We start from the raw sequence: 25,409 nt of genomic DNA, 5'->3' as shown, positions 1-25,409 counted from the left end.
TCGCCAAAACGCTTATCGGGGGCCTGGGGGTCGCTCCCCGGACGACTGGGTGGGGGAGGGGGTGGGCGGTGGGGTCGAGGGCGTCGCTCCGGGCTTGTTCTCCTTGGGGAGATGGCGGCTGACCTCGGCTTTCGTCAGGCCGAGCCCGCCGAGTCTGATCTCGTCCCAGGCTTGGAGACGCTTGGTCGAGCTGTCGAGATAGAGGACCGACGCCTCGACCGGGTCCGGGTGGGAGTCGTCGACCGCGCGCAGCCCGCTGCCGCCCGTGGAGCCCTCGATGCGGAGCCGGGTGCCCCGGTCCATGACCTCCATCTCCTGGTGGTGGATGTGGCCCGCGAGGACGAGGGGCACCTCGCCGTCGGTGGTGCGGGCGGCCGTGGGGTTGTGGGTGAGGGCGATGTCCACGGGGGTGCCCTGGGCGCGCTGGGTGCGCAGGGCGGCGGTGAGGGTGAGGCCCGCGGCCCGTTCGGCGTTGTCGCCCTCCGCCTTGACCGAGCGGTCCGGCGTGAACTGCGGGTCGCCCATGCCCGCGAAGCGCAGGCCCGCGACGGTGACCGCCCTGCCGTCGTCGAGGACGTGGGTGTTCTTGAGGCCCTTGAGGTAGTGCTGGGTGGCGAGCGAGTCGTGGTTGCCGCGGACCCAGACGTAGGGGGCGCCGAGGTCCTCGATCGGGTCGAGGAAGCCGTTCTCCGTCTTGCTGCCGTGGTCCATGGTGTCGCCGGTGTCGACGATCACGTCGATCCCGTACTGCTCGACGAGGGACGCGATGATGTGCCAGCTCGCCGGGTTGAGGTGGATGTCGGAGACGTGCAGGACGCGGATCGTGGAGGGGTCCGGCTGGTACGCGGGGAGTGTGGAGGTCACGTCGTAGAGCTTGGTGACGTTGGTGACCAGGCGCGCCAACTCCCGCTGGTAGACGTCGAATTCGCTGACGATGTTGCGGGCGTTGCCGACGACGGAGGGGGCCGAGGCGAGCAGGCCCGAGTACTTGGGCTCCAGGACCGAGTCGGGGTTCCACGTCGCGTAGGCCGCCGTGCCCGACGCGGTCAGCAGGGCCAGGGCCAGGCCGCCCGCCGCGAGGGCGCGGCGCGGGCGGCGGTAGACCGCGAGGCCGAGCGCGGTGGCGCCGGAGACGACGGCGACGCAGGAGCGGACGGCCAGGTCGGCGGTGCCGTGCACGACGTCGTGGGCGACCTCGTCCTGGAGCCCGGAGATGCGCTCGGGGTGGTCGACCAGGGCCTGCGAGCGCACCGGGTCGAGCTGGTCCACGTCCACGTCGAGGCGGACGGGCGCGGTGTGCGAGGCCAGCTGGAGGGAGCCGAGCGGGGCGACGTTGATCTTCGTGCCGCCGGTGAGGGAGGGCCGCAGCGTCATACGGGTGTCCATCGGGCCCACGGGCGCGTGCACGCTGCCGACGATCAGCAGGCCGAGCCAGGCGCCGAGCAGGACCACGGCGACCAGGCCGAGGGCCCTCCCGTACGGGTGCGGGGGGCTGACGAGCTCGCCGACCGGGTGGGTGTGGCGGGAGCGGTAGTGGCGGGCGAGGACGGCGGGGGCGGCGCGCAGGGCGCGGGGTGCCCCGAGGATGCCGCCACGCAGGGCGCGCAGGGCGCGTATGCAGAGCTGAACGACCGTGAAGTCGCGGGCCATTGGTCCCGTATGCCCAATTGGAGGGGTGTGTATGCGGGCTCGTGGATGACAATGAGGGGGTGCTGGAGATGACGCGCGAGGAGTTCGAGGAACTGGTCGCAGAGGCGCTCGACCGGATTCCGGCGGAGCTGACGCGGCTGATGGACAACGTGGCCGTCTTCGTGGAGGACGAGCCGCCCGCCGACGATCCCGAGCTGCTCGGGCTGTACGAGGGGACGCCGCTGACCGACCGGGGCGAGTGGTACGCGGGGGTGCTGCCGGACCGGATCACCATCTACCGGGGGCCGACCCTGCGGATGTGCGAGTCGCGCGAGGACGTCGTCGCGGAGACCGAGATCACGGTGGTCCATGAGGTGGCGCACCACTTCGGGATCGACGACGCGCGGCTGCATGCGCTGGGGTACGGGTGACCGGGTGACCGGCGAGCGCTGACGGGGCGGGGCGGGGCGGGCGCGGGCTGGTTTCGCGGGTGTGCTCCGTCTCCGTGTGTGGTGCTCCGTGTCCTCTTGCGCCGCAAGGGAGTTGGGCAGGGCGTCTGTCTTCCCCGCGCCTCGGAGGTGCTCCCGTGCGCCAGTTGTACGTTCCCGTCCGATGGGCCGCCACGGTGGTGGCCGTCGCGGCGACCGCGGGCTGCATGAGCGTCGGCGACGACGGGGGCCACGCCGAGCCCTCCCGGTCCGCCGGGCAGCGGAGCGGGGCGGCCGCTCCGGACGGCGGGAAGGCGGGGCCCGAGGGGGCGGGGCCCGGGGCCGGGCACGGGGGCGGGCCCGCGAAGGCGCGTGCGGGCTCCGGGCACGACGCCTCCGCCGAGCCCGAGGGCGCGGCCTCGGGGTCCGCGGCCCCGTCCGAGTCGGCCTCCGACTCGGACTCCGATGCCGAGCACCCGTCCGCCTCGCCCACCAAGAGCGGGGGCGGGAAGCCGGGGAAGCCCACCCCGACGAAGACCTCCGCACGCCCCACCCCGACCCCGACGCCCCCGAAGCCGACGCCCACCCCGGAGCCGACGCCGAGCACCGCCGAGCCGTCCTCGTCGGCGCACGAAGGGGGCACGCCGCTCGCCGCGAAGGAGCCGTCGCCGCAGGCGGGACCCGCGTAGGGGCAGGTCAGAGAGGGTTCGGGGGGTTCGGTTTGCCTTGGGGGGTGGGGAGTGCGTATGGTGGTAGATCGTTTGATCCCATTTGCCCGGCGCCGAAACAGAAGAGCGCCGCGTGGCGCGTACTCTCCCTTGCCGTGGCTGACCGCATAGAGGCGGTCCATTGCGAAATCACGGAGTTGACGGGCGCGTGCCGAGACTCCGGAAGGTTTCGCATTTCGCATGTCCATTTCCAGTTCTGACCACGCCGTCCTGCCCGAGAACGAGATCGTCGAGACCGTCGAGAACGAGGCCGTAGAGGCCGCCGTGGAGACCGTCTCCGAGACCGTCGAGGACGTCATCGAGGTCACCACCGACGCCGACGCCGAGTCCGTCGAGGCCGACGCCGACGCCGAGCCCGAGATCACCTTCGGTGACCTCGGCCTGCCCGACGGAGTCGTCCGCAAGCTCGCGCGCAACGGCGTGCACACCCCCTTCCCGATCCAGGCCGCGACCATCCCGGACGCCCTGGCCGGCAAGGACATCCTCGGCCGCGGCCGCACCGGCTCCGGCAAGACCCTCTCCTTCGGTCTGCCGACGCTGGCGCGCCTCGCGGGCGGCTACACCGAGAAGAAGAAGCCCCGCGCGGTCATCCTGACCCCGACCCGCGAGCTGGCGATGCAGGTCGCCGACGCCCTCCAGCCCTACGGCGACGTCCTCGGCCTGAAGATGAAGGTCGTCTGCGGCGGTACGTCGATGGGCAACCAGATCTACGCCCTGGAGCGCGGCGTCGACATCCTCGTCGCCACCCCGGGCCGGCTGCGCGACATCATCAACCGCGGCGCCTGCTCCCTGGAGAACGTCGAGGTCGCCGTCCTCGACGAGGCCGACCAGATGTCCGACCTGGGCTTCCTGCCCGAGGTCACCGAGCTGCTCGACCAGGTCCCGGCCGGCGGCCAGCGCATGCTGTTCTCCGCCACGATGGAGAACGAGATCTCCACGCTGGTCAAGCGCTACCTGGACAACCCGGTGACGCACGAGGTCGACGCCGCCCAGGGCGCCGTCACGACCATGACGCACCACATCCTCATCGTGAAGCCCCGCGACAAGGCGCCGGTCACGGCCGCCATCGCCGCGCGCAAGGGCCGCACGATCATCTTCGTCCGCACCCAGCTGGGCGCCGACCGCATCGCCGAGCAGCTGCGCGAGGCCGGTGTGAAGGCCGACGCGCTGCACGGCGGCATGACGCAGGGCGCGCGCACGCGGACCCTCGCGGACTTCAAGGACGGCTACGTCAACGCGCTCGTCGCCACCGACGTCGCCGCCCGCGGCATCCACGTCGACGGCATCGACCTGGTCCTGAACGTGGACCCGGCCGGCGACCACAAGGACTACCTGCACCGCTCCGGCCGTACCGCTCGCGCGGGCCGCTCCGGCACGGTCGTGTCCCTGTCGCTGCCGCACCAGCGCCGCCAGATCTTCCGCCTGATGGAGGACGCGGGCGTCGACGCCTCGCGCCACATCATCAACGGCGGCGGCACCTTCGACCCGGAGGTCGCCGAGATCACCGGCGCCCGCTCGATGACCGAGGTGCAGGCCGACTCCGCGGGCAACGCCGCGACCCAGGCCGAGCGTGAGGTCAAGGACCTCACCAAGGAGCTGGAGCGCGCCACCCGCCGCGCCGCCGAGCTGCGCGAGGAGGCCGACCGCCTCACCGCGCGTGCCGCCCGCGAGCGCGGTGACGACCCGGAGACCGCGGTCGCCGAGGCCACCGCCGCCGCCGAGGCCGCCGTCGCGGCTCCGGCGCAGCCCGCCGCCGAGCAGGCCGAGCGCGCCGAGCGCCCGGTCCGCGAGGAGCGGTCCTCCTCGTACGAGCAGCGCCGTCCGCAGCGCGACGAGCGCGGCAACTACGAGCGCGACCGCCGTGGGGACGACCGCCGTGAGGGCGGCTTCCGCCGCGACGACCGCCGTGACGACCGTCGCGAGGGTGGCTTCCGCCGTGACGACAACCGCGGTGGCAGTGGCTTCCGCCGCGACGACCGGCGCGACGACAACCGTGGTGGCGGCTTCCGTCGTGACGACAACCGCGGTGGCAGCGGCTTCCGCCGCGACGACCGCCGTGACGACAACCGTGGTGGCGGGTTCCGCCGTGACGACCGTCGCGACGACAACCGTGGTGGCTTCCGCCGCGATGACAACCGTGGTGGCGGCTTCCGTCGCGACGACAACCGCGGTGGCAGCGGCTTCCGCCGTGACGACCGTCGCGAGGGCGGCTTCCGCCGTGACGACAACCGTGGTGGCGGCTTCCGTCGCGACGACCGCCCGTCCGGCGGCCACCGCGGCAGCGACCGCCCGTTCAACCGCGACCGCCGCGACGACCGCCCCTCCGGCGGCTACCGCTCGGGCGGCCACGACCGTCCGTCGTACAACCGCCGTGACGACCACCGGGGCTCCGGCTCCGGCACGGGTTCCTTCGGCGGCCGCCGCGACGACAAGCCGCGCTGGAAGCGCAACGGCTGACACACAGCCGCGCTGAACTGAACGAAGGGCCCGCACGACGTCTGTCGTGCGGGCCCTTCGGCGTGTCGAGAGCCGGATCACATCCGTGCCCACATGTTCCGGGCGCGCTGAGCACAGGCATCTTTTGGCCAGGCGCGGCGCATGTCGTGCCCCCGGTGAGGGAATCGCTGGGGGCATGACAAGTGACCCCAGCGAACGGAAGCAACCACCGCCCAACGCACCGGTCCCGACGGCCGACACGATCCCTGCGGCGCCCGGCTCCGACGAGGAACGTCTCGCGCAGCTCGGCTATACGCAGGTGCTGGCCCGCCGCATGTCCGCGTTCTCCAACTACGCGGTCTCCTTCACGATCATCTCGGTCCTGTCCGGCTGCCTCACCATGTACCTGTTCGGCATGAACACCGGCGGTCCCGCCCTGATCACCTGGGGGTGGGTCGGGGTCGGTCTGATGACGCTGTTCGTCGGGCTTGCCATGGCGGAGATCTGCTCGGCCTATCCGACGTCCGCCGGGCTGTACTTCTGGGCGCACCGGCTCGCGCCCGAGAGGAGTGCGGCCGCCTGGGCGTGGTTCACGGGGTGGTTCAACGTGCTCGGGCAGGTCGCCGTGACCGCGGGGATCGACTTCGGGGCGGCGTCCTTCCTGGGGGCCTATCTGAACCTGCAGTTCGACTTCGAGGTGACCGAAGGGCGGACGATGCTGCTCTTCGCCGGGATCCTCGTCCTGCACGGGCTGCTCAACACCTTCGGCGTGCGCATCGTCTCCCTCCTCAACAGCGTCAGCGTGTGGTGGCACGTGCTCGGGGTCGCCGTCATCGTCGGGGCGCTGGCCTTCGCGCCGGACTCGCATCAGTCGGCGTCGTTCGTCTTCACGCACTTCGTGAACAACACGGGGTGGGGCAGCGGCTTCTATGTGGCGCTGATCGGGCTGCTCATGGCGCAGTACACCTTCACCGGGTACGACGCCTCCGCGCACATGACCGAGGAGACGCACGACGCGTCCACCGCCGGCCCCCAGGGCATCGTCCGCTCCATCTGGACCTCGTGGATCGCGGGCTTCGTGCTGCTGCTCGGCTTCACCTTCGCCATCCAGTCGTACGCGGGTGCGCTCGGCTCGAAGACCGGGGCGCCGCCCGCCCAGATCCTCCTCGACGCGCTCGGCGCGAGCGCGGGCAAGCTGCTGCTCCTGGTCGTGATCGGGGCCCAGCTGTTCTGCGGGATGGCTTCGGTGACCGCCAACTCCCGCATGATCTACGCCTTCTCGCGGGACGGCGCGCTGCCCTACTCGCACATCTGGCACTCCGTGAACCCGCGCACCCGGACGCCCGTCGCGGCGGTCTGGCTCGCGGCCGGCGGGGCGCTGCTGCTCGGCCTGCCGTATCTGATCAACCTGACCGCGTACACCGCCGTGACCTCCATCGCCGTCATCGGCCTCTACATCGCGTACGTCATCCCGACGCTGCTGCGGCTGCGCAAGGGGGACGCCTTCGAGCGCGGGCCCTGGCACCTGGGGCGCTGGTCCCGGCCGGTCGGCATCGTCGCGGTCGTCTGGGTGGGCGTCATCACGGTGCTCTTCATGCTGCCGCAGGTCTCCCCGGTCACCTGGAAGACCTTCAACTACGCGCCCGTCGCGGTCCTGGTCGTCCTCGGCTCCGCCGCGATCTGGTGGTTCGCCTCCGCCCGGCACTGGTTCCTCAACCCCGACCACGAGCGCACGACGGCCCGCGAGGCGGCCCGCGCGAACACCCCGGAGCCGCTCGACCCCTGAGAGCCGGATGGCCTGCTCGCACACCCCCGGGCCCGATACCCGATCGGATGCCGGGCCCGGTCCGGCTATGCTCGGGGGTGCGTCGGCGAGGACCGTTAGCTCAATTGGCAGAGCAGTGGACTTTTAATCCATTGGTTGTGGGTTCGAGTCCCACACGGTCTACCGATACGAGGGCCCCGGCCAGCTTCGGCTGGCCGGGGCCCTGTGCGTTTCCCGCGCCGGCCGCCTCGCCCCGCTCAAGGAGGTCCCGGTCTTGACTCCCTCTCCGCCCCGCATCGGCGTCGCCCTCGTCACCATGGGCACCCGCCCGCGCGAGCTGGCCGCGCTGCTCGACTCGATCGCCGCGCAGGACGTCCCGGCGGTGCGCACCGTCCTCGTCGGGAACGGTTCGCCGCCGCTCCCCGGGCCCCAACAGCCCGAACTTCCAGGCGAGTTGACGGTCGTCGAACTCGACGAGAACCTCGGCTGTCCCGGTGGGCGCAACGTCGCAATCGAGCGGCTGCGGGCCTGGGGCGGTGGCTTTGCCGAAGGTGTGCGGGAGTCCTGTGGGGAGCGGCGGCCCATGCGGTGGCGGACCGTGTGGTGGCTCACGCGGCTCGGGCGGCCGCCCGTCATCTGACGCCGCCGTGATCCGACGGGTGCCGTGCCCGTCCGGGTGGTCCTGCCGTGCGGGGGGCCCGTGTGCGGGGGAGGCTGGGACGGCCGAACCGGAGGTGCACATGGCAGGCGTACGCGGGGCCCAGCGCGGGCGGGCTCGTGTGGGGGTCCTGGTGGTTGTGGGGTTCATGGTTGCCGTGGGGGCTGTGGGGTGCGGGGGGTCGTCCTCCGGCGGCACCGCCACGCGCACCGCCGCCGCGCGGCCCGCCGGGGAGCCCTTCGCGCACCCCGGCGTCCTCGTCAGCAAGGCCCAGCTCGACCGGGTCAAGCAGCGGGTCAAGGCGCATGAACAGCCCTGGTACGACGCCTATCGGCAGATGAGCAGCAGCAAGTACGCCGCCGCCGACTACCGGGCCAAGCCCTACGCCGTCGTCGAGTGCCCGCCCGACACCCGCCCCGGCCAGGGGTGCGTGGAGGAGCGCGAGGACGCCATCGCCGCGTACACGCAGGCCCTGCTCTACGACATCACCGGCGAGCGGGCGCACGCCCGTAAGGCCGTCGAGATCATGGACGCCTGGTCGAAGGTCGTGACGAAGCACACCGAGGCCAACGCCGGACTGCAGACCGCCTGGGCCGCCTCCTCGTGGGCGCGGGCCGCCGAAGCCGTGCGGTACACGTATGACGGGTGGAGCGACGGGGACCTGCTGCGGTTCGAGCGGATGCTGCGCAACGCCTATCTGCCCCAAGTGCGCGACGGATCCGCCGACTTCAACGGCAACTGGGATCTCGTGATGGCGGACGCGACCATGAGCATGGCCGTCTTCCTGAACGACCACGCGACCTTCGACAAGGCCGTGCACCATTTCCGGACGCGCGTGCCCGCCTACTTCTATATGAAGTCGGACGGGAAGCTGCCCGTCTCGCCCGAGGGCAGCGGCATCGACACGGCGGCCGAGCTGCAGAAGTACTGGTTCGGGCAGAAGACCTTCGAGGACGGGCTCTCCCAGGAGACCTGCCGCAACTTCAAGCACGCCAGCTACTCCCTCGCCGCCGCCTCACACATGGCCGAGACCGCCCACCACCAGGGCGTCGACCTGTGGGACGAGGCCAAGGACCGGCTGCGGGCCGCGTTCGAGTTCCACTCCACGTACCAGCTGGGCGCCGAGGCCCCGAAGTGGCTGTGCGGGGGCAAGGTGCAGCGCGACATGGGGCCCGACACGGAGGTGGGGCTCAACCATCTGCGCGGGCGCCTGAAGCTGGACATGCCGCAGACCGAGAAGTACACGGAACAGCGGCGGCCCGAGGGCACCGACGATCTCTTCGTGGCCTGGGAGACGCTCACGCACGCGGACAACGCCTAAGTGGTTCGACGCACCCCTCCGGATGGCGTAGTGTTGTGTTCACCGACGCGGGGTGGAGCAGCTCGGTAGCTCGCTGGGCTCATAACCCAGAGGTCGCAGGTTCAAATCCTGTCCCCGCTACTGAAGGCCAAGGGCCGGAAGCGTTCAGCGCTTCCGGCCCTTGGTGTTTTCCGGCCCTTGGTGTTTTCCGGCCCTTGGTGTTTTCCGGGTTCTGCGGCTTCGGTGTTCTGCGGGCTTCGGTGGTTTTCAGTCTCCTTTTGGCCGACTCCGGCGTCCTTACGGGCTGTTGATCTCCCTACGTAGTTTCATGGTCACCATGAGTCGTGGGTGGTGTCACGGGCGCCGGGGAGCGCTGAGGCGGGGTTCCGCTCTCGTGCTGCTCCTCGCCTGGTGCACGCTGCTCGTCGGCGTCTGCCACAGCCACGGGGGACAGGGGCAGGACGCGGTCCGGGTGCCGGGCGTCGCCGCCGCCCCGCACGGCGCGCAGCACGACTGTCCGGCGCCGGGCCACGGCGAGCACGCCGACCCCGTGGAGTACGCCGCGGGACCTTCCCTCGACCGGCAGCTGCCCGAGAGCGGCGGCGCCCAGGTCAACGGCCAGGCGGTGCCCGAGAGTCGGCGCCTGACGTGTGCGCCGGTGCGGGCCGGGCCGCGGGCCGCCGGACAGCAGCTCCTCATCGCCCTCGGAGTGGACCGGAACTGAGCGGGACCGAGCGGGCCTTGCCCGTCCCGTCCCCGTTCCGTATCCGCGTACCCGAAGGACAGACGCAGATGATCAGCAAGCTTCAGCCCGCGGCGGCCGCCGTGGGGAACACACCCGTGCTCTGGATCGACGAACCCGCCCCCGCCGACGACCGCGACCGCGGCGGCCGGGGCTTCTGGGCCAAGCTGGAGGGCTTCAACTTCGGCGGCATCAAGGACCGCGCCGCCCTCCACATGGTCGAACGGGCCCGGGCCCGCGGCCAGTTGCGGCCCGGCGCGCCCATCGTCGAGTCGACGTCCGGCACCCTCGGGCTCGGGCTCGCGCTCGCCGGGGTGCACTACGGGCACCCGGTGCACGTCGTCACCGACCCCGGCCTCGAACCCATCGTGGAGCGCATGCTGCTCGCGCACGGCGCCCAGGTGCACGTGGTGCGCGAGCCGAGCCGGGAGGGCGGCTGGCAGCAGGCCCGGGTCGACCGGGTCGCCGAGCTGATGGCCGCCCCGTCGATGGAGGGCGCGGCCTGGTGCCCGAATCAGTACCACAACCCCGACAACCCGGCCGCGTACGGCGAGCTGGCCGCCGAACTCGCCGGGCAGCTCGGCCAGTTCGACGTGCTGGTGTGCGCGGTGGGGACCGGCGGGCACTCGGCGGGGATCGCGCGGGCGCTGCGCGGGACCGCGATGCCGGGGCTCGAACTGGTGGGGGTGGACAGCGTCGCCTCGACCATCTTCGGACTCGCCGCCGGGCCGCGTCTGATGCGGGGGCTCGGCTCCTCCATCCACCCGGGCAACGTCGACCACGGAGCCTTCGACGAGGTGCACTGGGTCGGCCCGGCGGAGGCGGTGCGGTGCGCGCGGCGGCTCGCGGAACGGCAGTTCGCCACGGGCGGGTGGAGCGTGGGGGCGGTGGCGCTCGTCGCGGGGTGGCTGGCCCGGACGCGGCCGCGCGGCACCCGTATCGCGGCGGTCTTCCCGGACGGGCCGCAGCGCTACTTCGACACCGTCTTCAGCGATGAATTCTGCGTGCGGGAAGGGCTGTTGGGGAGTGGGGCGGTGCCGGACGCACCGGAGGAGGTGGCCGGTCCCGGGGAGTGGGTGACGGGGTGGTCGCGGTGGCGGACGGGGCGGACGGGGTGGACGGGGCGGAGGGCTGCCGGTCCGGCGGTCGGTGTCGTGGGTGGGGCTGATGCGTCTGTGAGCGATGCGTCTGTGCGCGATGCGTCCGCGGCGGCTGTGACCGCCGACGGCGGGTCGGCTGCTGGTGCCGGTGCCGTGGGCGCGGTCGACTCCGCCGCCACCCGCTCGGGTGGTGCGCGGTGACGGCTGTCTGGCGGCGGGCGCGGGCCTTCGAGCCCGCCGTGCAGCTGCTGTTCGTCAACCAGTTCACGATCAACCTCGGCTTCTACATGCTGATGCCGTACCTCGCCGCCCACCTCTCGGGCCAACTCGGGCTCGCCGCCTGGGCGGTGGGGCTCGTGCTCGGGGTGCGGAACCTCTCGCAGCAGGGGATGTTCCTGGTCGGCGGGGCGCTCGCCGACCGGCTCGGGTTCAAGCCGATGATCGTCGCCGGGTGTGCGCTGCGCACGGTCGGCTTCGGGGCGCTCGCGTTCGCGGACACGCTGCCCGTGCTGATCGCCGCGTCGGTGGCGACCGGGCTCGCGGGGGCGCTGTTCAATCCGGCGGTACGGGCGTACGTGGCCGCCGAGGCCGGGTCGCAGGAGCGCCGGGTGGAGGCGTTCGCGCTGTTCAACGTCTTCTACCAGACGGGGATCCTGCTCGGTCCGCTCGTCGGGCTCGCCCTCACCGGGGTCGACTTCCGGCTCACCTGCGCGGTGTCGGCGGTCCTCTTCGCGGTGCTCTCGGTGGTGCAGGTGCTGCGGCTGCCGGTGCGCGGCCGGGACGTCGGAGGGGAGAAGGGGGAGGGGCGCGGGCAGTGGGGTGTCGTGCTCGGCAACCGGTCCTTCTGGCTCTTCGCGCTCGCCATGACCGGCTCGTACGTCCTGTCCTTCCAGGTCTATCTCGCCCTGCCGCTCTCCGTGGAGCGGCTCCTCGGCGACACCGCCGGGGCCACCGTCGCGACCAGCGCGCTCTTCGTGGTCTCCGGACTCGTCGCGCTCGTAGGGCAGTTGAGGATCACCGACTGGTGCAAGCGGACCTGGACCAGGGAGCAGTGCCTCGTCGCGGGGCTCGGCCTGATGGGCGCCGCCTTCGTGCCGCCCGCGCTCGGCGGGAGCGGGTACGTCGGGGTCGCGGGGCTGCTGCTGTGTGCGGCGGGGCTCGCCGCGGCGACCGCGGTGCTCTACCCGTTCGAGATGGACACCATCGTCTCGCTCGCCGGGGACCGGTGGGTGGCCACCCACTACGGCCTCTACAACACGGTGTGCGGGGTCGGCATCACGCTGGGGAACCTCGGCATGGGCGCGCTCCTGGACGCGGGGCGTGAGCTGCCCGCCGTGCCGTGGTTGACCTTGGCCGGGGTCGGTGGTGTGTGCGCCGTGGCGCTGCGGGGGCTCGCCCGGTCGGGGCGGCTGGCTCCGGTGGTGACCACGGTGGCGTAGCCGGGGGCCTGATGCGGAGGAGGGCCTGACGGGGGGAAGGCCCTGACGGGGGCAAGGCCCGGACGGGGGCAAGGCCCGGACGGGGGCAAGGCCCGGACGGGGGTGGGGCGCCGCGTGGTCGCGGCCATGGGCGCCCCACCCTCCGTAAGCCCAGGAATGCCCCACCCCCGTAACTCGGCCCGTAACTCGGCCCCGTAACCCGGTCGGACCACATCAGGTCGCCCCCCGCCCCCGCTGCGGGAAGCCTTGGACGAGGCGCGGACATGGGCAGGCCATCGGGCGTGGCCGCGGACCTGGCAGGAGACGAGCGGTGGGGCAGCGAGGAGGCGGCAGCGGCGCAGGCAGGGGAGGCGGACGTGGCGGCAGGGGTGGCAGAGGTGGCAGGGGCGGCGCGTGTGACGGTGGGCGGGGGACCGGGGACGACGGGTCCCTCACCCAGGTCCAGGCATTCGTGCGGGCCCTGCCCCTCTGCTTTCTGGCCTTCGGCGTCGTCTTCGACATCTCGACGCCGCCCCGCTTCACCGCCGCCCCGCTCTTCGCGGCCGCACCGCTGATCGCCGCCCCCTTCTACTCGCTGCTCGGCACCGCCCTCATCTGCACGGGATCCCTCGCCGCCGTCGTCTCCCTGCACTTCAAGACCCACACCACCACCGACGTCGAGGCCGTCACCGAGCTGCTCACCGTGGCGACCGTCGCGGTGCTCGCCCTCGTCATCAACCGTGTCGTCCGCCGCAGCGACGCCCAGCTCGCCTCCGCCCGCTCCATCGCGGAGGCCACCCAGCGCGCCGTCCTGCCGCTGCCGGACGCCCGGATCGGCGGGCTCGACATCGCCGCCCGCTACGAGGCCGCGCAGGCCGACGCCTTCATCGGCGGCGATCTGTACGCGGTGCAGGACACCCCGCAGGGCGTGCGGCTCATCGTGGGGGACGTGCGCGGCAAGGGGATGGGTGCGGTGGCCGCCGTCGCCGTCGTCATCGGGGCCTTCCGGGAGGCCGCCGAGCAGGAGAGCACCCTGGAGGCGGTGGCGCAGCGCCTGGAGCGGGCCCTCGCCCGGGAGGGCACGCGGCGCGACGGGCTCGACGCCTTCGAGGGGTTCACCACCGCCGTGCTCGCGGAGATCCCGCGCGGCCAGGACGTCGTACGGGTCATCAACCGGGGGCACCCGGAGCCGCTGGTGCTCCGGGGCGACGGGCGGATGTGTGTGCTCTCGCCGACGGAGCCCGCGCTGCCGCTCGGCATGGGCGAGTTGGGGAGCTGGCCGGACCGGGCGGACGAGACGGAGTTCGCGCCCGACTCGACGCTGCTGCTCTACACGGACGGCCTGTCGGAGGCGCGGGACGCGAACGGGGAGTTCTACGACCCGGCGGCCCGGCTCGGCGGCCGGATCTTCGCCGGCCCCGAGGGCCCGCACACGCTCCTCGCGACGCTCGCCGAGGAGGTGCGGGAGCACACGGGGGGCGGGGCGACGGACGACATGGCGCTGCTCGCGGTGCGCAGGCCGACGGCTGAGGAGGGCCCCGCCACGGCCGGCGGAGGGGACTCTGTCACGCCCCGTGACTGAACGGCGCCCCTCCGCTCAACAGCTGACAGAACGTCAGTGGAATGTGAAGGTCCGGTGGGCAAAATCCTGCGGTCAACTCGCCCTGGTCCGGACCCCGGTGTCCCAATAAGTACGGGCCAAAGGCGTTAATGATCAGTGGGAACAGCTTGGAATCACGCAGGGGTGTCTATTAACGTTCGATAACGCAGCGCGGTCGTCCCAGCCGGCACACGAGTCGGCTCCGTGCGCACACGCCTAATCCCGCAAGGGAGCCGGGGAACCACCAACTTGGGGTGAATCGGGCATCTGTGCCTCCGTGCCAGATGTTCGTAGGAGACCTTCCTGCTCCGAACCCGTCAGCTAACCCGGTAGGCGAGAAGGAAGGAAAGGAGTGCGCCCCAGTGGCGTCCAACCGGCCTGCCCCCCAAGCCGTGTACGTGCCGAATGACGACGACTTCGGCGGGTACGACGAGGAATCCTGGGAGGAGTGGAATCCGACCGAGGATTCCGTCCGCCCCGTCCGCGGCAGGCACCGTGTGCACAAGAAGGGCGGCGGGTTCGCCCGCAGCTCCACGGTCCTCGGCGTCGGCGTCATAGCCGCTGTCGGCGCGGGCGGCATCGCCACCGCGCAGGACGGCAAGTCGCCGGTCGCGATATCGATGCCCGACATACCGGGCGTGGACGCCGTCAAGGACTCGCTGCCGGAGGCCAAGTCCCTTCCGGGCGTGGGCTCTTTGATATCCGACTCGGACTCGTCCGAGCCCTCCGGCCCCGCGGCCGCCCCGCTCACCGGCGCCGGTGTCACCTCCCAGGACGCCGAGCAGGGCACCACCGACGCGGGCGAGGCCCTGCGCGCCCGCATCATGCAGCAGGCCGAGAACCAGCAGGACCAGGTCGACGACAAGGCCCAGGCGGCGGCCGAGGCGGCCGCCGTGAAGAAGGCCAACGAAGAGGCCAAGGCCACGCAGGACGCCGCCGAGGCGAAGGTCGCCGCCGCGAAGAAGAAGGCGGCCGAAGAGGCCAGGCGCAAGGCCGAGGAGGCCAAGCGCAAGGCGGAGGCCGAGCGCCTCGCCAAGCTCGCGAAGAGCTACACGCTCCCCGTCGCCTCGTACACCGTCACCGGCACCTTCGGGCAGCCCGGCTCCATGTGGTCCTCCGGCTACCACACGGGCCTCGACTTCGCCGCCCCCACGGGCACCCCGATCAAGGCCATCCACTCCGGCACCATCAAGGAAGCGGGCTGGGCCGGGGCGTACGGCTACCGCACGGTCCTGGAGCTGGACGACGGCACCGAGCTGTGGTTCTGCCACCAGTCCTCGCTCAACGTCAGCGCCGGGCAGAAGGTCCGCACCGGTGACGTCATCGGCCGCGTCGGCGCCACCGGCAACGTGACCGGGCCGCACCTGCACCTGGAGGTCCACCCGGGCGGCCAGTCCACCGGTGTCGACCCCGCCGCCTGGCTCCGCGACAAGGGCCTCACTCCCTGACGCCGCAGCGGTATGCGCTGAGCGGTAAGCGCTGAGCGGTAGGCAGTGGGCGGCGAGCGGTCATCCGTGCGCGGTACGCACTCCTGATCCCCGGCGGTCCTGGCGGCAACCCCCCGACGTCAGGGCTGCCGGTCCGGCATGCCCGCGAACGGCCGGGAAGAGTGTACGGAGCATGGAATTCCCTGATCCGTAAGGGCGTTGACGGAGTATGACTTCTCTTCGCACGCTCGGCTCTTCCGGCCTCGAGGTCTTCCCCCTCTCCCTCGGCGGCAACGTCTTCGGCTGGACGGCCGACGAGGCGCAGTCCTTCGCGGTGCTCGACGCCTACACCGCCGCGGGCGGCAACTTCATCGACACCGCCGACGCCTACTCGGCATGGGTGGAGGGCAACAAGGGCGGCGAGTCCGAGACCGTCATCGGCAACTGGCTGCGGGCGCGCGGCAGGCGCGACGACGTCGTGATCGCCACCAAGGTCTCCCGCCACCCCGAGTACATGGGCCTGCGCGCGGACAACATCAAGGCCGCCGCCGACGCCTCCCTGCGCCGCCTGGGCACCGACTACATCGACCTGTACTACACGCACTACGACGACCCGGACGTCCCGGTCGAGGAGATCGTCGGCACGCTCGACGAGCTGGTGACGGCGGGCAAGGTCCGCGAGATCGCCGCGTCGAACATCTCCCCCGAGCGGCTCCAGGAGTTCCTGGACTTCTCCGACCGCGAGGGCCTCGCCCGCTACGTGGCGCTGCAGCCGCACTACAACCTCGTCTCCCGCGACACGTACGAGGGCCCGCTCCAGGAAGTCGCGTCCCGCGCCGGCCTGGCCGCCGTCCCCTACTGGGCGCTCGCCTCCGGGTTCCTCACCGGCAAGTACCGCCCGGGCACGACGGTGGAGAGCCGGCGGGCGGCGGGCGCGGGCAAGCACGTCGGCACCGAGCGCGGCACGAAGGTGCTCGCCGCCCTCGACGAGATCGCCCTGGACCGCGGCGCCGAGGTCGCGACGGTCGCCCTCGCCTGGCTCGCCGCCCGGCCCACCGTGGCGGCGCCCATCGCCTCGGCGCGCACGGTGGAGCAGCTGCCCGCGCTGCTCGCGGTGGCGGACCTGGAGCTGACGGAGGCGGAGGTCGCGCGGCTCACGGAGGCGAGCGCCTGACGGAGGCCCGCGCCTGACGGAGGCCCTCGCCTGAAGGAGGCCCTCGCCTGACGGAAGCCCGCGCCTGAGGCCGGTGTTTCAGCCGCCCCGGTAAGGGTTCTTGTACGCGGGATCGTTGTACGAGGGGTGGGGCGCCGTCGGCTGCCCGTACGGGTATCCGTACGGCGGGCCGCCCTGCGCGGGGAACCCGTACGGCGCGCCCTGCACCGGCATCCCGTACGGCGGCGGCACCCGGACCGGCGCCGTGGCCTGCGCCGCGTACGCGAGGGCGGGGCGCGCCACCTCGCGGCGCTCCCAGAGCGCGTGCAGCAACTCCCGCTCCCGTACGACGAAGTCGGCGCCCGCCCGGCCGCGGCGGCCCCGATGGCGCAGGAACGCCAGCGACGTCGCGTGCGCCTCGTACCGCGCGACCGTGCGGGCCGCCTGCTTGCCGAAGGTGTGGGCCGCGTAGTCGCGGGCGATGGCGCGGGCCCGCATCGAGCCGAGGGCGTACGGCTCCGGCGGGGTGAGCCAGCCTGTGGCGACGTAGGCGGGCAGCTCGGCCCGGACCGTGCGCAGCTCGCGCTGGCGGGTCCAGATGATCAGCCAGGTGAGCAGGCCGAACGCGGGCACCATGAAGAGGCCGTAGACGGTGATGAAGCCGTAGTCGCCGTAGGTCGCCGAGCCGTTCCACAGCGCGTGCATGCCCATGGCCAGGAGCAGGCCGCCGACCGGGATCAGCGCGCGGCGCACGTGGTGGCGCTCCGCGCAGAGCGCGGCGACGCCGAAGCCGATGCCGGACAGGACGGTGAACAGGGGGTGCGCGAAGGGCGACATGACGACGCGCACGAAGAACGTCGCCGCCGTGACGGAGGTGGCGAGGCCGCCGTCGGCGCCGCTGAGCTGGTCGGTGCCGAAGGCGTTGCCGAGGTAGAGGATGTTCTCGGTGAACGCGAAGCCGGTGGCGGTGACCCCGGCGATGACCACGCCGTCGACGATGCCGGTGAAGTCGCGTCTGCGGAACAGGAAGATCAACAGGACCGCGGCGGCCTTGGCGCTCTCCTCGACGATGGGCGCTATGACCGTGGCGCCGAGGGTGTCGGCGCTGGTGGGGTCCGCGGTCGCGGTGGCTATCCAGCGGGTCGCGAAGCTGTTCGCGACGATGGCTATGAGCGCCGCCGCGCAGGCGCCCCAGGAGAACGAGAACAGCAGGTTCTGCCAGGGCCCCGGCTCCACCCGGTCCAGCCAGCGGAACGCCGCGACCAGCAGCGGCACCGGCAGCGTCGCGAGGCCGAGCCCCACCAGGAAGCCCTCGGTGCCGGTCTGTTGCCGCACCAGCGCGAGGATCACCAGGCCGGACAGGGCGAGCAGCGTGACCAGGGCGCCGGCCCGGACGGCCCGCCGCTGCCACCAGTGCGGGCGGGGCGGGCGCAGGCCGGGGTGCCCGGTGCCGTCGGGGGACGGAACCGGGGGTGCGGGGTGCGTCCCGTACGCGTCGTACGCGTGCTGCGCGCCGTACGCCTCGTACGGAGAATCGGTGGCCACGGCGTCGACCCTAACGAGGGTGGGGGGCGGGGCGCGACGGTGCCTCGGGACCGTGGCCGGGGCGCGGACCGCCGGGGCGGGTGCGGTGACGTCGCTGGTGATCGGCCGGGACGTGGGCCGAGGGGCCCAGGTGATCGGCCCGGAGGCGGCCCGAGGGGGCGCGGCGCCCCGTGAACCGGACGTGGCCCGAGGGGCCGCGGGGCCCCGTAAAATTGCCCGCACTGTGTCTGATTCCCAGCCTTCCTCCCAGCCCTCCGCCGAGTCCCCCGCCGACTCCCCCCGCCCGCGGGGCGGCGAGCCGCGCTTCCCCGACGGTCCGTCCCCGGATCCCGCGGGCTCGCACTTCGAGCGCCGCATCCGCAGCTTCCAGCCGCGCCGCAGCCGGGTCACCACCAGCCAGGGTGAGGCGCTGCGGACGTACTGGTCGGTGTGGGGGTTCGACATCGACGGCAAGCGTGTCCTCGATCTGGACGAGCTCTTCGGGGGGCGTGGCCTTCCCGTCGTCCTGGAGATCGGCTTCGGGATGGGGGAGGCGACCGCGCAGATGGCCGCCGACGACCCCGGCACCGGGATCCTCGCCGTGGACGTGCACACCCCGGGGATGGGCAACCTGCTGGGGCTCGCGGGCCGCAACGGCCTGGAGAACGTCCGCGTCGCCAACGGGGACGCGATCATCCTGCTCCGCGAGATGCTCGCACCGGAGAGCCTGGACGGGCTCCGCGTCTACTTCCCGGACCCCTGGCCCAAGGCGCGGCACCACAAGCGGCGACTCATCCAGCCCGAGTTCCTCTCTCTCGTCGCGCCCCGCCTCAAGCCGGGCGCCCTGGTGCACTGCGCGACCGACTGGGAGCCGTACGCCGAGCAGATGCTCGAAGTCCTCAGCGCGCACCCCGACTTCGAGAACACACAGGAGGACGGCGGCTACGCGCCCCGGCCCGACTTCCGGCCGCTCACCCGCTTCGAGGGGCAGGGCCTCGACAAGGGGCATGTGGTGCACGACCTCCTCTTCCGTCGCAGGTCCGGTGGAACGTCCGACCCGTCCGACCCGTCCGACACGTCCGCCACGTCCGGCGGCACGTCCAACGGCACGTCCGGCGGGGGTTAGAGCGCCAGCACCGCGAGGGCCCGGCGGGCCACCTCGCGGCCGATGGGCAGCGATGCCGTGGCCGCCGGGGACGGGGCGTTGAGCACGTGCACCGCGCGCGGGCCCTCCTTGATGAGGAAGTCGTCGACCAGCGTGCCGTCCCGCAGCACCGCCTGGGCGCGTACGCCCGCCGTCGCCGGCACCAGGTCGTCCGCCTTCACCGAGGGCAGCAGCCTGCGCACCGCCGTCGTGAACGCCGACTTCGAGGCGGAGCGGTGCAGCTCGCCCGCGCCGTAGCGCCAGTGCCTGCGGGCGAGCTGCCAGGAGCCGGGCCAGCCGAGGGTGCCGGCGAGCTCGCGGGGGTGGATCACCGACCAGTCGTAGCCCTCTCTGGCGAGTGCCGGGACCGCGTTCGGTCCCACGTGGACGCCGCCGTGGATGCCGCGGGTGAGGTGCACCCCGAGGAAGGGGAAGGCCGGGTCGGGCACCGGATAGACGAGGCCGCGCACCAGCTCGGGGCGGGCCAGGTCGAAGTACTCGCCCCGGAAGGGGACGATCCGCATCCCTGGCTCGTCCCCGGTGAGGCGGGCGATGCGGTCGCAGTGGAGGCCCGCGCAGTTGACGAGGACGCGGCCGCGGATGATCGCCCCGTCGGCCGTGCGCACCGCGACGCCGCGGTCCTGGCGGCGGTCGATGCGGACCACCTCGGAGCCGTAGCGCACCTCGGCGCCGGAGGCTCGGGCCAGGTGCTCGGCGACCGTGCCGTAGTCCACGATGCCCGTCGTGCCGACGTGGATGGCGGCGAGGCCGCGCACCGACGGCTCGTACTCCGCGATCTGGGCGGGGCCGAGCTCGCGCACCGGAATCCCGTTCTCCCTGCCGCGCTGGACGAGGGCGTGGAGGCGGGGGAGCTCCTCGCGCTCGGTGGCGACGATCAGCTTTCCGGTGACCTCGTGCGCGATCCCGTACTCCGCGCAGAACTTGACCATCTCGGCGGCGCCCCGGACCGCGAACCGCGCCTTGAGGGAGCCCGGGGTGTAGTAGATCCCGCTGTGGATGACGCCGCTGTTGCGCCCCGTCTGGTGGCGGGCCGGGCCCGGCTCCTTCTCCAGCACCGTGACGCGTGTGCCCGGCGCGGAGCGGGTCAGGGCATAGGCCGTCGACAGACCGACGATGCCGCCGCCGATCACCAGCACATCGCAGTCGTACGCGAACTCGGTCACCCGGCCTCACCTCCCACCACGAAACCTCCCACCACGAACAGCTGTCACCACGAACAGCTGCCACCACGAATAGTGCACTGCGCCACTGACAACGCCGCCAAACCCGGTGCGGGCGCGGGCGCGGACCGGCCGTCGGTTCGCCGACGGCCGTTCACCCCCGGGCCACCCGGGGGTCTACGCCGGGGCCATCAGCAGCGGCCTGGCCCGCTCCCGCAGCTCCGCGACGCGGGGCTCGTCCCCGTACGGCTCCAGGCGGTGCAGCAGGTCCTTCACGTACTCCGTGGTCCGCGCGGACGAGATGCGGCCCGCGACCTCCACGGCCCGCACGCCCTGCGCGCACGCCGCGTCCAGGTTCCCGGACTCCAGCTCGGCGACCGCGGACACCACGAGCCTTAATCCGTGGGACCGCACGAACTCCTCCGTCGGCCGGGAGAGCGCCTGCTCGGTGAAGCGGCGGACCTGCCGGGGTGCCTTCAGATCGCGGTAGCACTCGGCGGCGTCCGCGGCGAAGCGGTCGTAGCCGTAGAAGCCGAGCCACGACGGGTCGTTGTCCCCGTCCCGGGCGCGCTCCAGCCAGCCCTCGGCGGCCTTCAGGGCGGCGCCCGCGGCGTGCGCGTCACTGGCGCGCGCGTGCGCGCGTGCCTCGACGAGACGGAAGAAGCTCATGGTGCGGGCGGTGGCCAGGCCCCTGTTCCGCTCAAGGGCGGCCTGCGCGAGGTCCACGCCCTCGTCGCCGAAGCCCCGGTAGGTCGCCTGGAGGGACATGGAGGCGAGGACATAGCCCCCGAGGGGCACGTCCGCCGCCGCGCGCGCGAGCCGCAGCGCCTGGATGTAGTAGCGCTGCGCGGCCTCCTGCTGGCCCGTGTCGAACGCCATCCACCCGGCCAGGCGCGTCAGTTCGGCGCTCGCTCCGAAGAGGGCGCGGCCCACCTCGTCCGAGTACGAGCCGAGCAGCAGGGGCGCCGCCTCGACCCGCAGGCACTCGGGGACCATCGACGAACGCCAGTCCCCGCCGCCGTACTTGGAGTCCCAGCGGCGCGCGTCCTCGGCGGCCTCGCGCAGCTTCAGGACGTCGCTGTGGCCCACCTTCATGGGGGCGCCGCTGTCCTCCGTGGGCGCGGCGTCCCGGGAGGCGTCCCGGGCGACCGAGCTGTCGGCCGGGGTTATCAGCCAGCGGGAGGCGGGCGTCGCGTACGCGCTGACGGCGAAGGAGCCCGCGAGGGACTGCCAGATGCCGCCGCTGCCCGCACGCCGCCCGGCGAGGTCCAGGCGATACAGCTCGGTGGCGGACTTGACCGCCGCTCCCACGTCGCGCGGGAAGGCGAGGCCCACTTCGGGGGCGGGGTCCGCGTCCGCCAGGCCGATCTCGTGGAGCGGCACCGGGCGGCCGAGTTTCTGCCCGATGGCGGCCGCGATCAGGTGCGGCGCGGCGCCCTGGGGCACCATGCCCTTGGACACCCACCGGGCGACCGAGGTCTTGTCGTAGCGAAGCGTCAACCCGCGTTGAGCGCCAAGGTCGTTGACCCTGCGCGCGAGTCCCGCGTTGCTGATTCCCGCGAGGGCGAGAACGGTGCCGAGCTTTTCGTTCGGCCCGCGTTGCTCCCTGGACATGCGCCACCCCTCGACACAGACGGCTGCCGGGCAGTGGCTCGACCGCGCGGCATTCGTGCTGCGTTCCCCCGGGGACAGCGTCACCTCGGCCACCCACCCGCCGTGGGGCAGCGCCCCGGAATACCGGCCTCCCGCAAGAGCACTTGGCCGAGCCCCGAGGTATATGCCTCCGCGAAAACATCAGCACACACAGCGTAGTTCGCCGCATCCCAAGCGTTAAGAGGCGCAGTTCCGTATGGCGAGATTGTTGTCCGTACGGAAGTACGGCGGCGCGGTGGTGTGCTCCGGTGCGTGTGGCCGTGCGCCCGTCCGTGCGCTCTTCTCCGGCCACAGGGGGAGCGCTTCCATGGGCGGTGCGTGGGTCGGCCCGCTGCGCTGGAGTCAGTGGGCTGGGGGACACCGCCGCCTCCATCCCCGCGGGCGGCGGACCGGTCCGGGAGGCGAACATCGCCTCCCGGGCTGTGCGTTGGACGAGGCCGCTCACGGGCGGTTCCGCGCTGCGTGCCGACCCGGCCGATTTGGCTGAAACACGACCCCTCTCCGAGCGGCCAAAAGCGTGCGCAACGGTATGCGCCCGCAAGGAGAGGGCCATGACCGCGCCCTGCGCCCTGGTCCCGTACGAGGATCAACCATGGCGCGTACGGGGCTCATGCGGGGTTCATACGGGGCTCAACTGCGGCTCTACCGGGGCGCATTCAGGGGAGTGCGAGCAGCTCCGTAGCCCCTCCTGCACGCCGCCTTCGTGGCAGCATGGTGCCCACGTTCTTCGGTGCACTGGTTGTCCTGAGGTTTGTCCACAGCCTGTGGAGGCGGCGATGCGGTGGTTGGTGGGGTGGAGCAGTACCACCGCAAGGAGTCCGCTGCCCGGAGCGGCCGGGACCACGGGTGACGACGGCGAGACCGTCCATCCCGTCGGCTCCCAACTCCTGTGGGGCGACCCGGATCCGCTGTGGGCCGTCGGCGACTGGCGCTCCGACGAGGTGCGGGTGGTCAAGGCCGACGCCGAGACCCGGATAGCGGTCCTCGGCATCTGCGGCGCCTCCGACGAGGAGCTGAGAGTGGCCCTCTTCGCCGCGCGCGGGGGAGCCCTGCGCCACCTCACCGCCTGGTCCGGCAGCTACACGGCGGTGGTCCAGGTCGGCCGCCGCGTCATGATCGCGGGCGACCTGGCGGGCGCCCGGCCGGTCTTCTACACCCCCTGGGCGCAGGGCACGGCCTACGCGACGGCCGCGCTGCCGCTGGCCGACCTCATCGAGGCCCACCTCGACATCGGCCACCTCGCGGCGCTGCTCGCCGCCCCGGATGTCCCCGAGGCACTCCAGGACTCGACTCCCTACCAGGGCGTCCGCCGCGTCCCGCCCGGCCACGCCCTCATCCTCCGCACGGGCGCCCGCGAGATCGCCGGCTACGAGCCGGTGGCCTCGCTCGCCGTCGCGGCCCCCGCGGGCGACGCGCACAGCGCCGTGGACGGCGTACGGGACGCCCTCGTCGAGGCCGTACGGGCCCGGCTCGGCGCACCGCGCCATGTACCCGGCACGGACATAGACCCGGGCCCCGTCCCCGGCATGGGCCCCGCCGAACGGCGCGCGGCCCGCGGCATGCCGGTGCCCGGCATCGGAGCGGACCTCTCCGGAGGACCCGCCTCGGGAACCCTCGCTCTCCTTGCGGCCGGTCTCCCCGGCATGCCCGGCACGGTCCTGGGCCACGGAACGGGCGCGGGCGAACGCCTCCTTGCGGTCACCTTCAACGACCTGGCGGTCAACGGCCGCGAGGCCGAACTGGAGCGGGCGGGCGCCATCGCCTCCAACCCCCGCCTGCACCACGTAGTAGTGGCGGCAGGCGAAGAGGCCCTCCCCTACGGCGACTTGGACGGCCCCCTCACCGACGAACCGAGCTCCACCCTCATCGCCGCCCAGCGCCACCGCGCCCGCCTCGCCTCGGGCAGCGCCGACCACTTCACCGGCTACGGCGCCCGCCAGGTCCTCGACGCGCACCCCGCGCGCCTGGCCGACCTGTTGATGGACCGGCGCCGGCGCCATCTGGTGCGCCCCATGGTGGCGTTGGCGAAGAGCGCGGACGCGAGCTCCGTCATGGTCCCCGCGCGCGTGTACGGCGCCGCGCGACGCCTCTCCAAGACCCCGCACCGGTCGGGCGTCGAGTCCCTCGCCGACCGCCTCCTGCACCGCCACTTCGACGAGCCGGGCGGCACCGTCGGGGCGTCCCTCGCCGCCCTCGCCTGGGCCCGCCCCGGCCCCGCCGCGCGCTGGCTGACCGGTGAGGCGCTCGCTGAAGTATCGGTTCGCCTCCAGGAGACGACGACCCGCCCCGGCCCCGGACCCGGCCAGCGCCCCGGCGAGTTCCGCGCCCGCGCGGCCCTGGCCCGCCACGCCGCCGACCTCCGGGTCCTGGAGCAGGCCGCGGAGGTCCGCTTCCAGCGCCTGCACGCCCCGTTCCTGGACAACCAGGTCGTACGGGCCTGCCGCGCCCTCCCCGAGCCCCTGCGCGTCCAGCCCGGGGCCCGTGCGGCCATCCTCCGCACGGTCCTGGAGGGCGCGGGCGTGGCCGAGCTGCCCCCCGGCTGGGGCGCCCCCTCCCACGCCTCCTCGGCGGCGGCGGCCCGTACCGGACTCCGCGTCGCCGTGGACGACTTGATCGCCCTCTTCGACACACCGCTGCTCGCGCAGGCGGGCCTGGTCGAGGCCCGCGTCGTCCGCAAGGCCCTGCGGGCGGCGGCGGAGGGTGAATCGTTGCCCCTGGACGGGCTGGCCGACCTGGTCTCCACGGAGCTGTGGCTGCGGCGGCTGCTGTCGCGGCGGGGCACGTGCTGGACGGGGACGCCGGCGCGGCAGCGGGCGGTGCCGACGGGGACTGTTGTCCCCGAGAGGGGGGCTTTGGGGGCGGGGCGGTAGGGCGGGTGCGGGTGGTCCCTGCCGGGGGCTTTTTCCCCAACCCCGCCCCTTCCCGAATCCGGCGACTGCGTCGCCCCTGGGGCGGCCTTCCTGGGGCTTTGCCCCTAGACCCCTTTTCGGCCTGGACGGCCTCGTCCTCAAACGCCGGACGGGCTGAAGGGCACCCCCCCTCGAGGCTGGGAGGGGTCCACCCTCGCGTGGGAGGGCGGGAGGGCGGGAGGGCGGGAGGGCGGGACGGCCGGGAGGCGGGGAAGCGGGGAAGCGGGGAAGTGCGGGAAGGGGTGACGGCCTGCAGCTGGGTGGTGGCCGGGAGGCGGGGAAGTGCGGGAAGGGGTGACGGCCTGCAGATGGGTGGTGGCCGGGAGGCAGGGTGGCGCTGGAAGGTGGGGCGGCCTGCAGATGGGTGGTGGCTGGGAGGCGGGGTGGTGTGGGCAGGGGTGACGGCCTGCGGGTGGGTGGCGCGGGAAGGTGGGGCGGCCTGTAGACGCGTGACGGCCGAGAGATGGGGACGCGAGGAAGCGCGGCAAGGCGAGACGGCCCGCGGGCGGGCGACGGCGCAAGGGGTGGGGACGCGGCGGTATGTCCGCCCGCAGTACAGCAAGCCGCCCAGGCCAGTACTCGTGTAGTCGTCCGGCGCCCCCGGCTTTTCGAGG

General features: G+C 73.0%; 18 protein-coding genes, 2 tRNA genes and 1 riboswitch. Of the genes, 16 read left to right on the top strand and 4 right to left on the bottom strand.

Features of this window, described 5'->3' with window-relative positions:
* Positions 1-12: 12 nt before the first annotated feature.
* Complete coding sequence (locus ACFWYM_RS01915; RefSeq protein WP_384828870.1) at positions 13-1,650, bottom strand: metallophosphoesterase; 1,638 nt, start codon at positions 1,648-1,650, stop codon at positions 13-15.
* Between the two features lie 59 nt (positions 1,651-1,709).
* Between ACFWYM_RS01915 and ACFWYM_RS01910 the strand changes: the two genes are divergently transcribed.
* The 14 genes from ACFWYM_RS01910 (at position 1,710) to ACFWYM_RS01845 (ending at position 16,405) form a co-directional block, all read left to right on the top strand.
* A complete protein-coding gene (locus ACFWYM_RS01910; protein ID WP_384829408.1) occupies positions 1,710-2,060 on the top strand; it encodes a metallopeptidase family protein in 351 nt (116 codons plus the stop codon).
* Positions 2,061-2,215: 155 nt separating this feature from the next.
* Positions 2,216-2,746, top strand: a complete 531-nt coding sequence (locus tag ACFWYM_RS01905) for a hypothetical protein (protein ID WP_384828868.1) — start codon at positions 2,216-2,218, stop codon at positions 2,744-2,746.
* 219 nt (positions 2,747-2,965) lie between these two features.
* Positions 2,966-5,242 (top strand): DEAD/DEAH box helicase, encoded by a 2,277-nt coding sequence (locus tag ACFWYM_RS01900; RefSeq protein WP_384828866.1) that lies wholly within the window; start codon positions 2,966-2,968, stop codon positions 5,240-5,242.
* Positions 5,243-5,417: 175 nt separating this feature from the next.
* A complete protein-coding gene (locus tag ACFWYM_RS01895; protein WP_384828864.1) occupies positions 5,418-7,007 on the top strand; it encodes an amino acid permease in 1,590 nt (529 codons plus the stop codon).
* 89 nt (positions 7,008-7,096) lie between these two features.
* Positions 7,097-7,169: transfer RNA gene (locus ACFWYM_RS01890), tRNA-Lys, on the top strand.
* A 133-nt stretch (positions 7,170-7,302) separates the two neighbouring features.
* Positions 7,303-7,626, top strand: a complete 324-nt coding sequence (locus tag ACFWYM_RS01885; protein WP_384829406.1) for a glycosyltransferase family 2 protein — start codon at positions 7,303-7,305, stop codon at positions 7,624-7,626.
* A 100-nt stretch (positions 7,627-7,726) separates the two neighbouring features.
* On the top strand, positions 7,727-8,965 hold the full coding sequence (locus ACFWYM_RS01880; RefSeq protein WP_384828862.1) for an alginate lyase family protein: 1,239 nt from the start codon (positions 7,727-7,729) through the stop codon (positions 8,963-8,965).
* A 46-nt stretch (positions 8,966-9,011) separates the two neighbouring features.
* Positions 9,012-9,085 (top strand) — tRNA-Met (locus ACFWYM_RS01875).
* A 253-nt stretch (positions 9,086-9,338) separates the two neighbouring features.
* Positions 9,339-9,668 carry a hypothetical protein gene (locus ACFWYM_RS01870; RefSeq protein WP_384828861.1) on the top strand — a complete coding sequence of 110 codons (330 nt, stop codon included), beginning with the start codon at positions 9,339-9,341 and terminating at the stop codon, positions 9,666-9,668.
* Between the two features lie 68 nt (positions 9,669-9,736).
* Positions 9,737-10,987, top strand: coding sequence for a PLP-dependent cysteine synthase family protein (locus tag ACFWYM_RS01865; RefSeq protein WP_384828859.1), 1,251 nt, complete (start codon positions 9,737-9,739; stop codon positions 10,985-10,987).
* Entirely contained in the window at positions 10,984-12,225 is a 1,242-nt protein-coding gene (locus ACFWYM_RS01860; RefSeq protein ID WP_384828857.1) for an MFS transporter, read from the top strand. Before ACFWYM_RS01865 ends, ACFWYM_RS01860 begins: the two co-directional genes overlap by 4 nt.
* Positions 12,226-12,676: 451 nt before the next feature.
* A complete protein-coding gene (locus tag ACFWYM_RS01855; RefSeq protein WP_384828855.1) occupies positions 12,677-13,786 on the top strand; it encodes a PP2C family protein-serine/threonine phosphatase in 1,110 nt (369 codons plus the stop codon).
* 221 nt (positions 13,787-14,007) lie between these two features.
* A riboswitch (cyclic di-AMP (ydaO/yuaA leader) is annotated at positions 14,008-14,155 on the top strand.
* 11 nt (positions 14,156-14,166) lie between these two features.
* A complete protein-coding gene (locus ACFWYM_RS01850; RefSeq protein WP_384828853.1) occupies positions 14,167-15,252 on the top strand; it encodes a M23 family metallopeptidase in 1,086 nt (361 codons plus the stop codon).
* Between the two features lie 208 nt (positions 15,253-15,460).
* On the top strand, positions 15,461-16,405 hold the full coding sequence (locus ACFWYM_RS01845; RefSeq protein WP_384828851.1) for an aldo/keto reductase: 945 nt from the start codon (positions 15,461-15,463) through the stop codon (positions 16,403-16,405).
* A gap of 78 nt (positions 16,406-16,483) precedes the next feature.
* On the opposite strand, the gene ACFWYM_RS01840 is transcribed toward ACFWYM_RS01845, so the two are convergent.
* On the bottom strand, positions 16,484-17,818 hold the full coding sequence (locus ACFWYM_RS01840) for a PrsW family intramembrane metalloprotease (protein WP_384829404.1): 1,335 nt from the start codon (positions 17,816-17,818) through the stop codon (positions 16,484-16,486).
* A gap of 334 nt (positions 17,819-18,152) precedes the next feature.
* On the opposite strand from ACFWYM_RS01840, the gene trmB reads away from it, so the two are divergent.
* On the top strand, positions 18,153-19,034 hold the full coding sequence (trmB, locus tag ACFWYM_RS01835; protein ID WP_384828849.1) for a tRNA (guanosine(46)-N7)-methyltransferase TrmB: 882 nt from the start codon (positions 18,153-18,155) through the stop codon (positions 19,032-19,034).
* Here the strand turns inward: trmB and lhgO are convergent.
* Together lhgO and ACFWYM_RS01825 are read right to left on the bottom strand one after the other, a co-directional pair.
* Positions 19,031-20,236 (bottom strand): L-2-hydroxyglutarate oxidase, encoded by a 1,206-nt coding sequence (lhgO, locus tag ACFWYM_RS01830; protein ID WP_384828846.1) that lies wholly within the window; start codon positions 20,234-20,236, stop codon positions 19,031-19,033. The two genes, trmB and lhgO, sit on opposite strands and share 4 nt — an antisense overlap.
* 174 nt (positions 20,237-20,410) lie before the next feature.
* Positions 20,411-21,847 (bottom strand): MFS transporter, encoded by a 1,437-nt coding sequence (locus ACFWYM_RS01825; protein ID WP_384828844.1) that lies wholly within the window; start codon positions 21,845-21,847, stop codon positions 20,411-20,413.
* A gap of 815 nt (positions 21,848-22,662) precedes the next feature.
* Between ACFWYM_RS01825 and ACFWYM_RS01820 the strand changes: the two genes are divergently transcribed.
* Complete coding sequence (locus ACFWYM_RS01820; protein ID WP_384828842.1) at positions 22,663-24,756, top strand: asparagine synthase-related protein; 2,094 nt, start codon at positions 22,663-22,665, stop codon at positions 24,754-24,756.
* Positions 24,757-25,409: the final 653 nt, after the last annotated feature.

Source organism: Streptomyces sp. NPDC059009 (assembly GCF_042740175.1).
In the GTDB taxonomy this organism is placed as follows: Bacteria; Actinomycetota; Actinomycetes; order Streptomycetales; family Streptomycetaceae; genus Streptomyces.
Note: the sequence above shows the minus strand (reverse complement) of the source record. Positions and strands in the feature narration are given on the sequence as shown.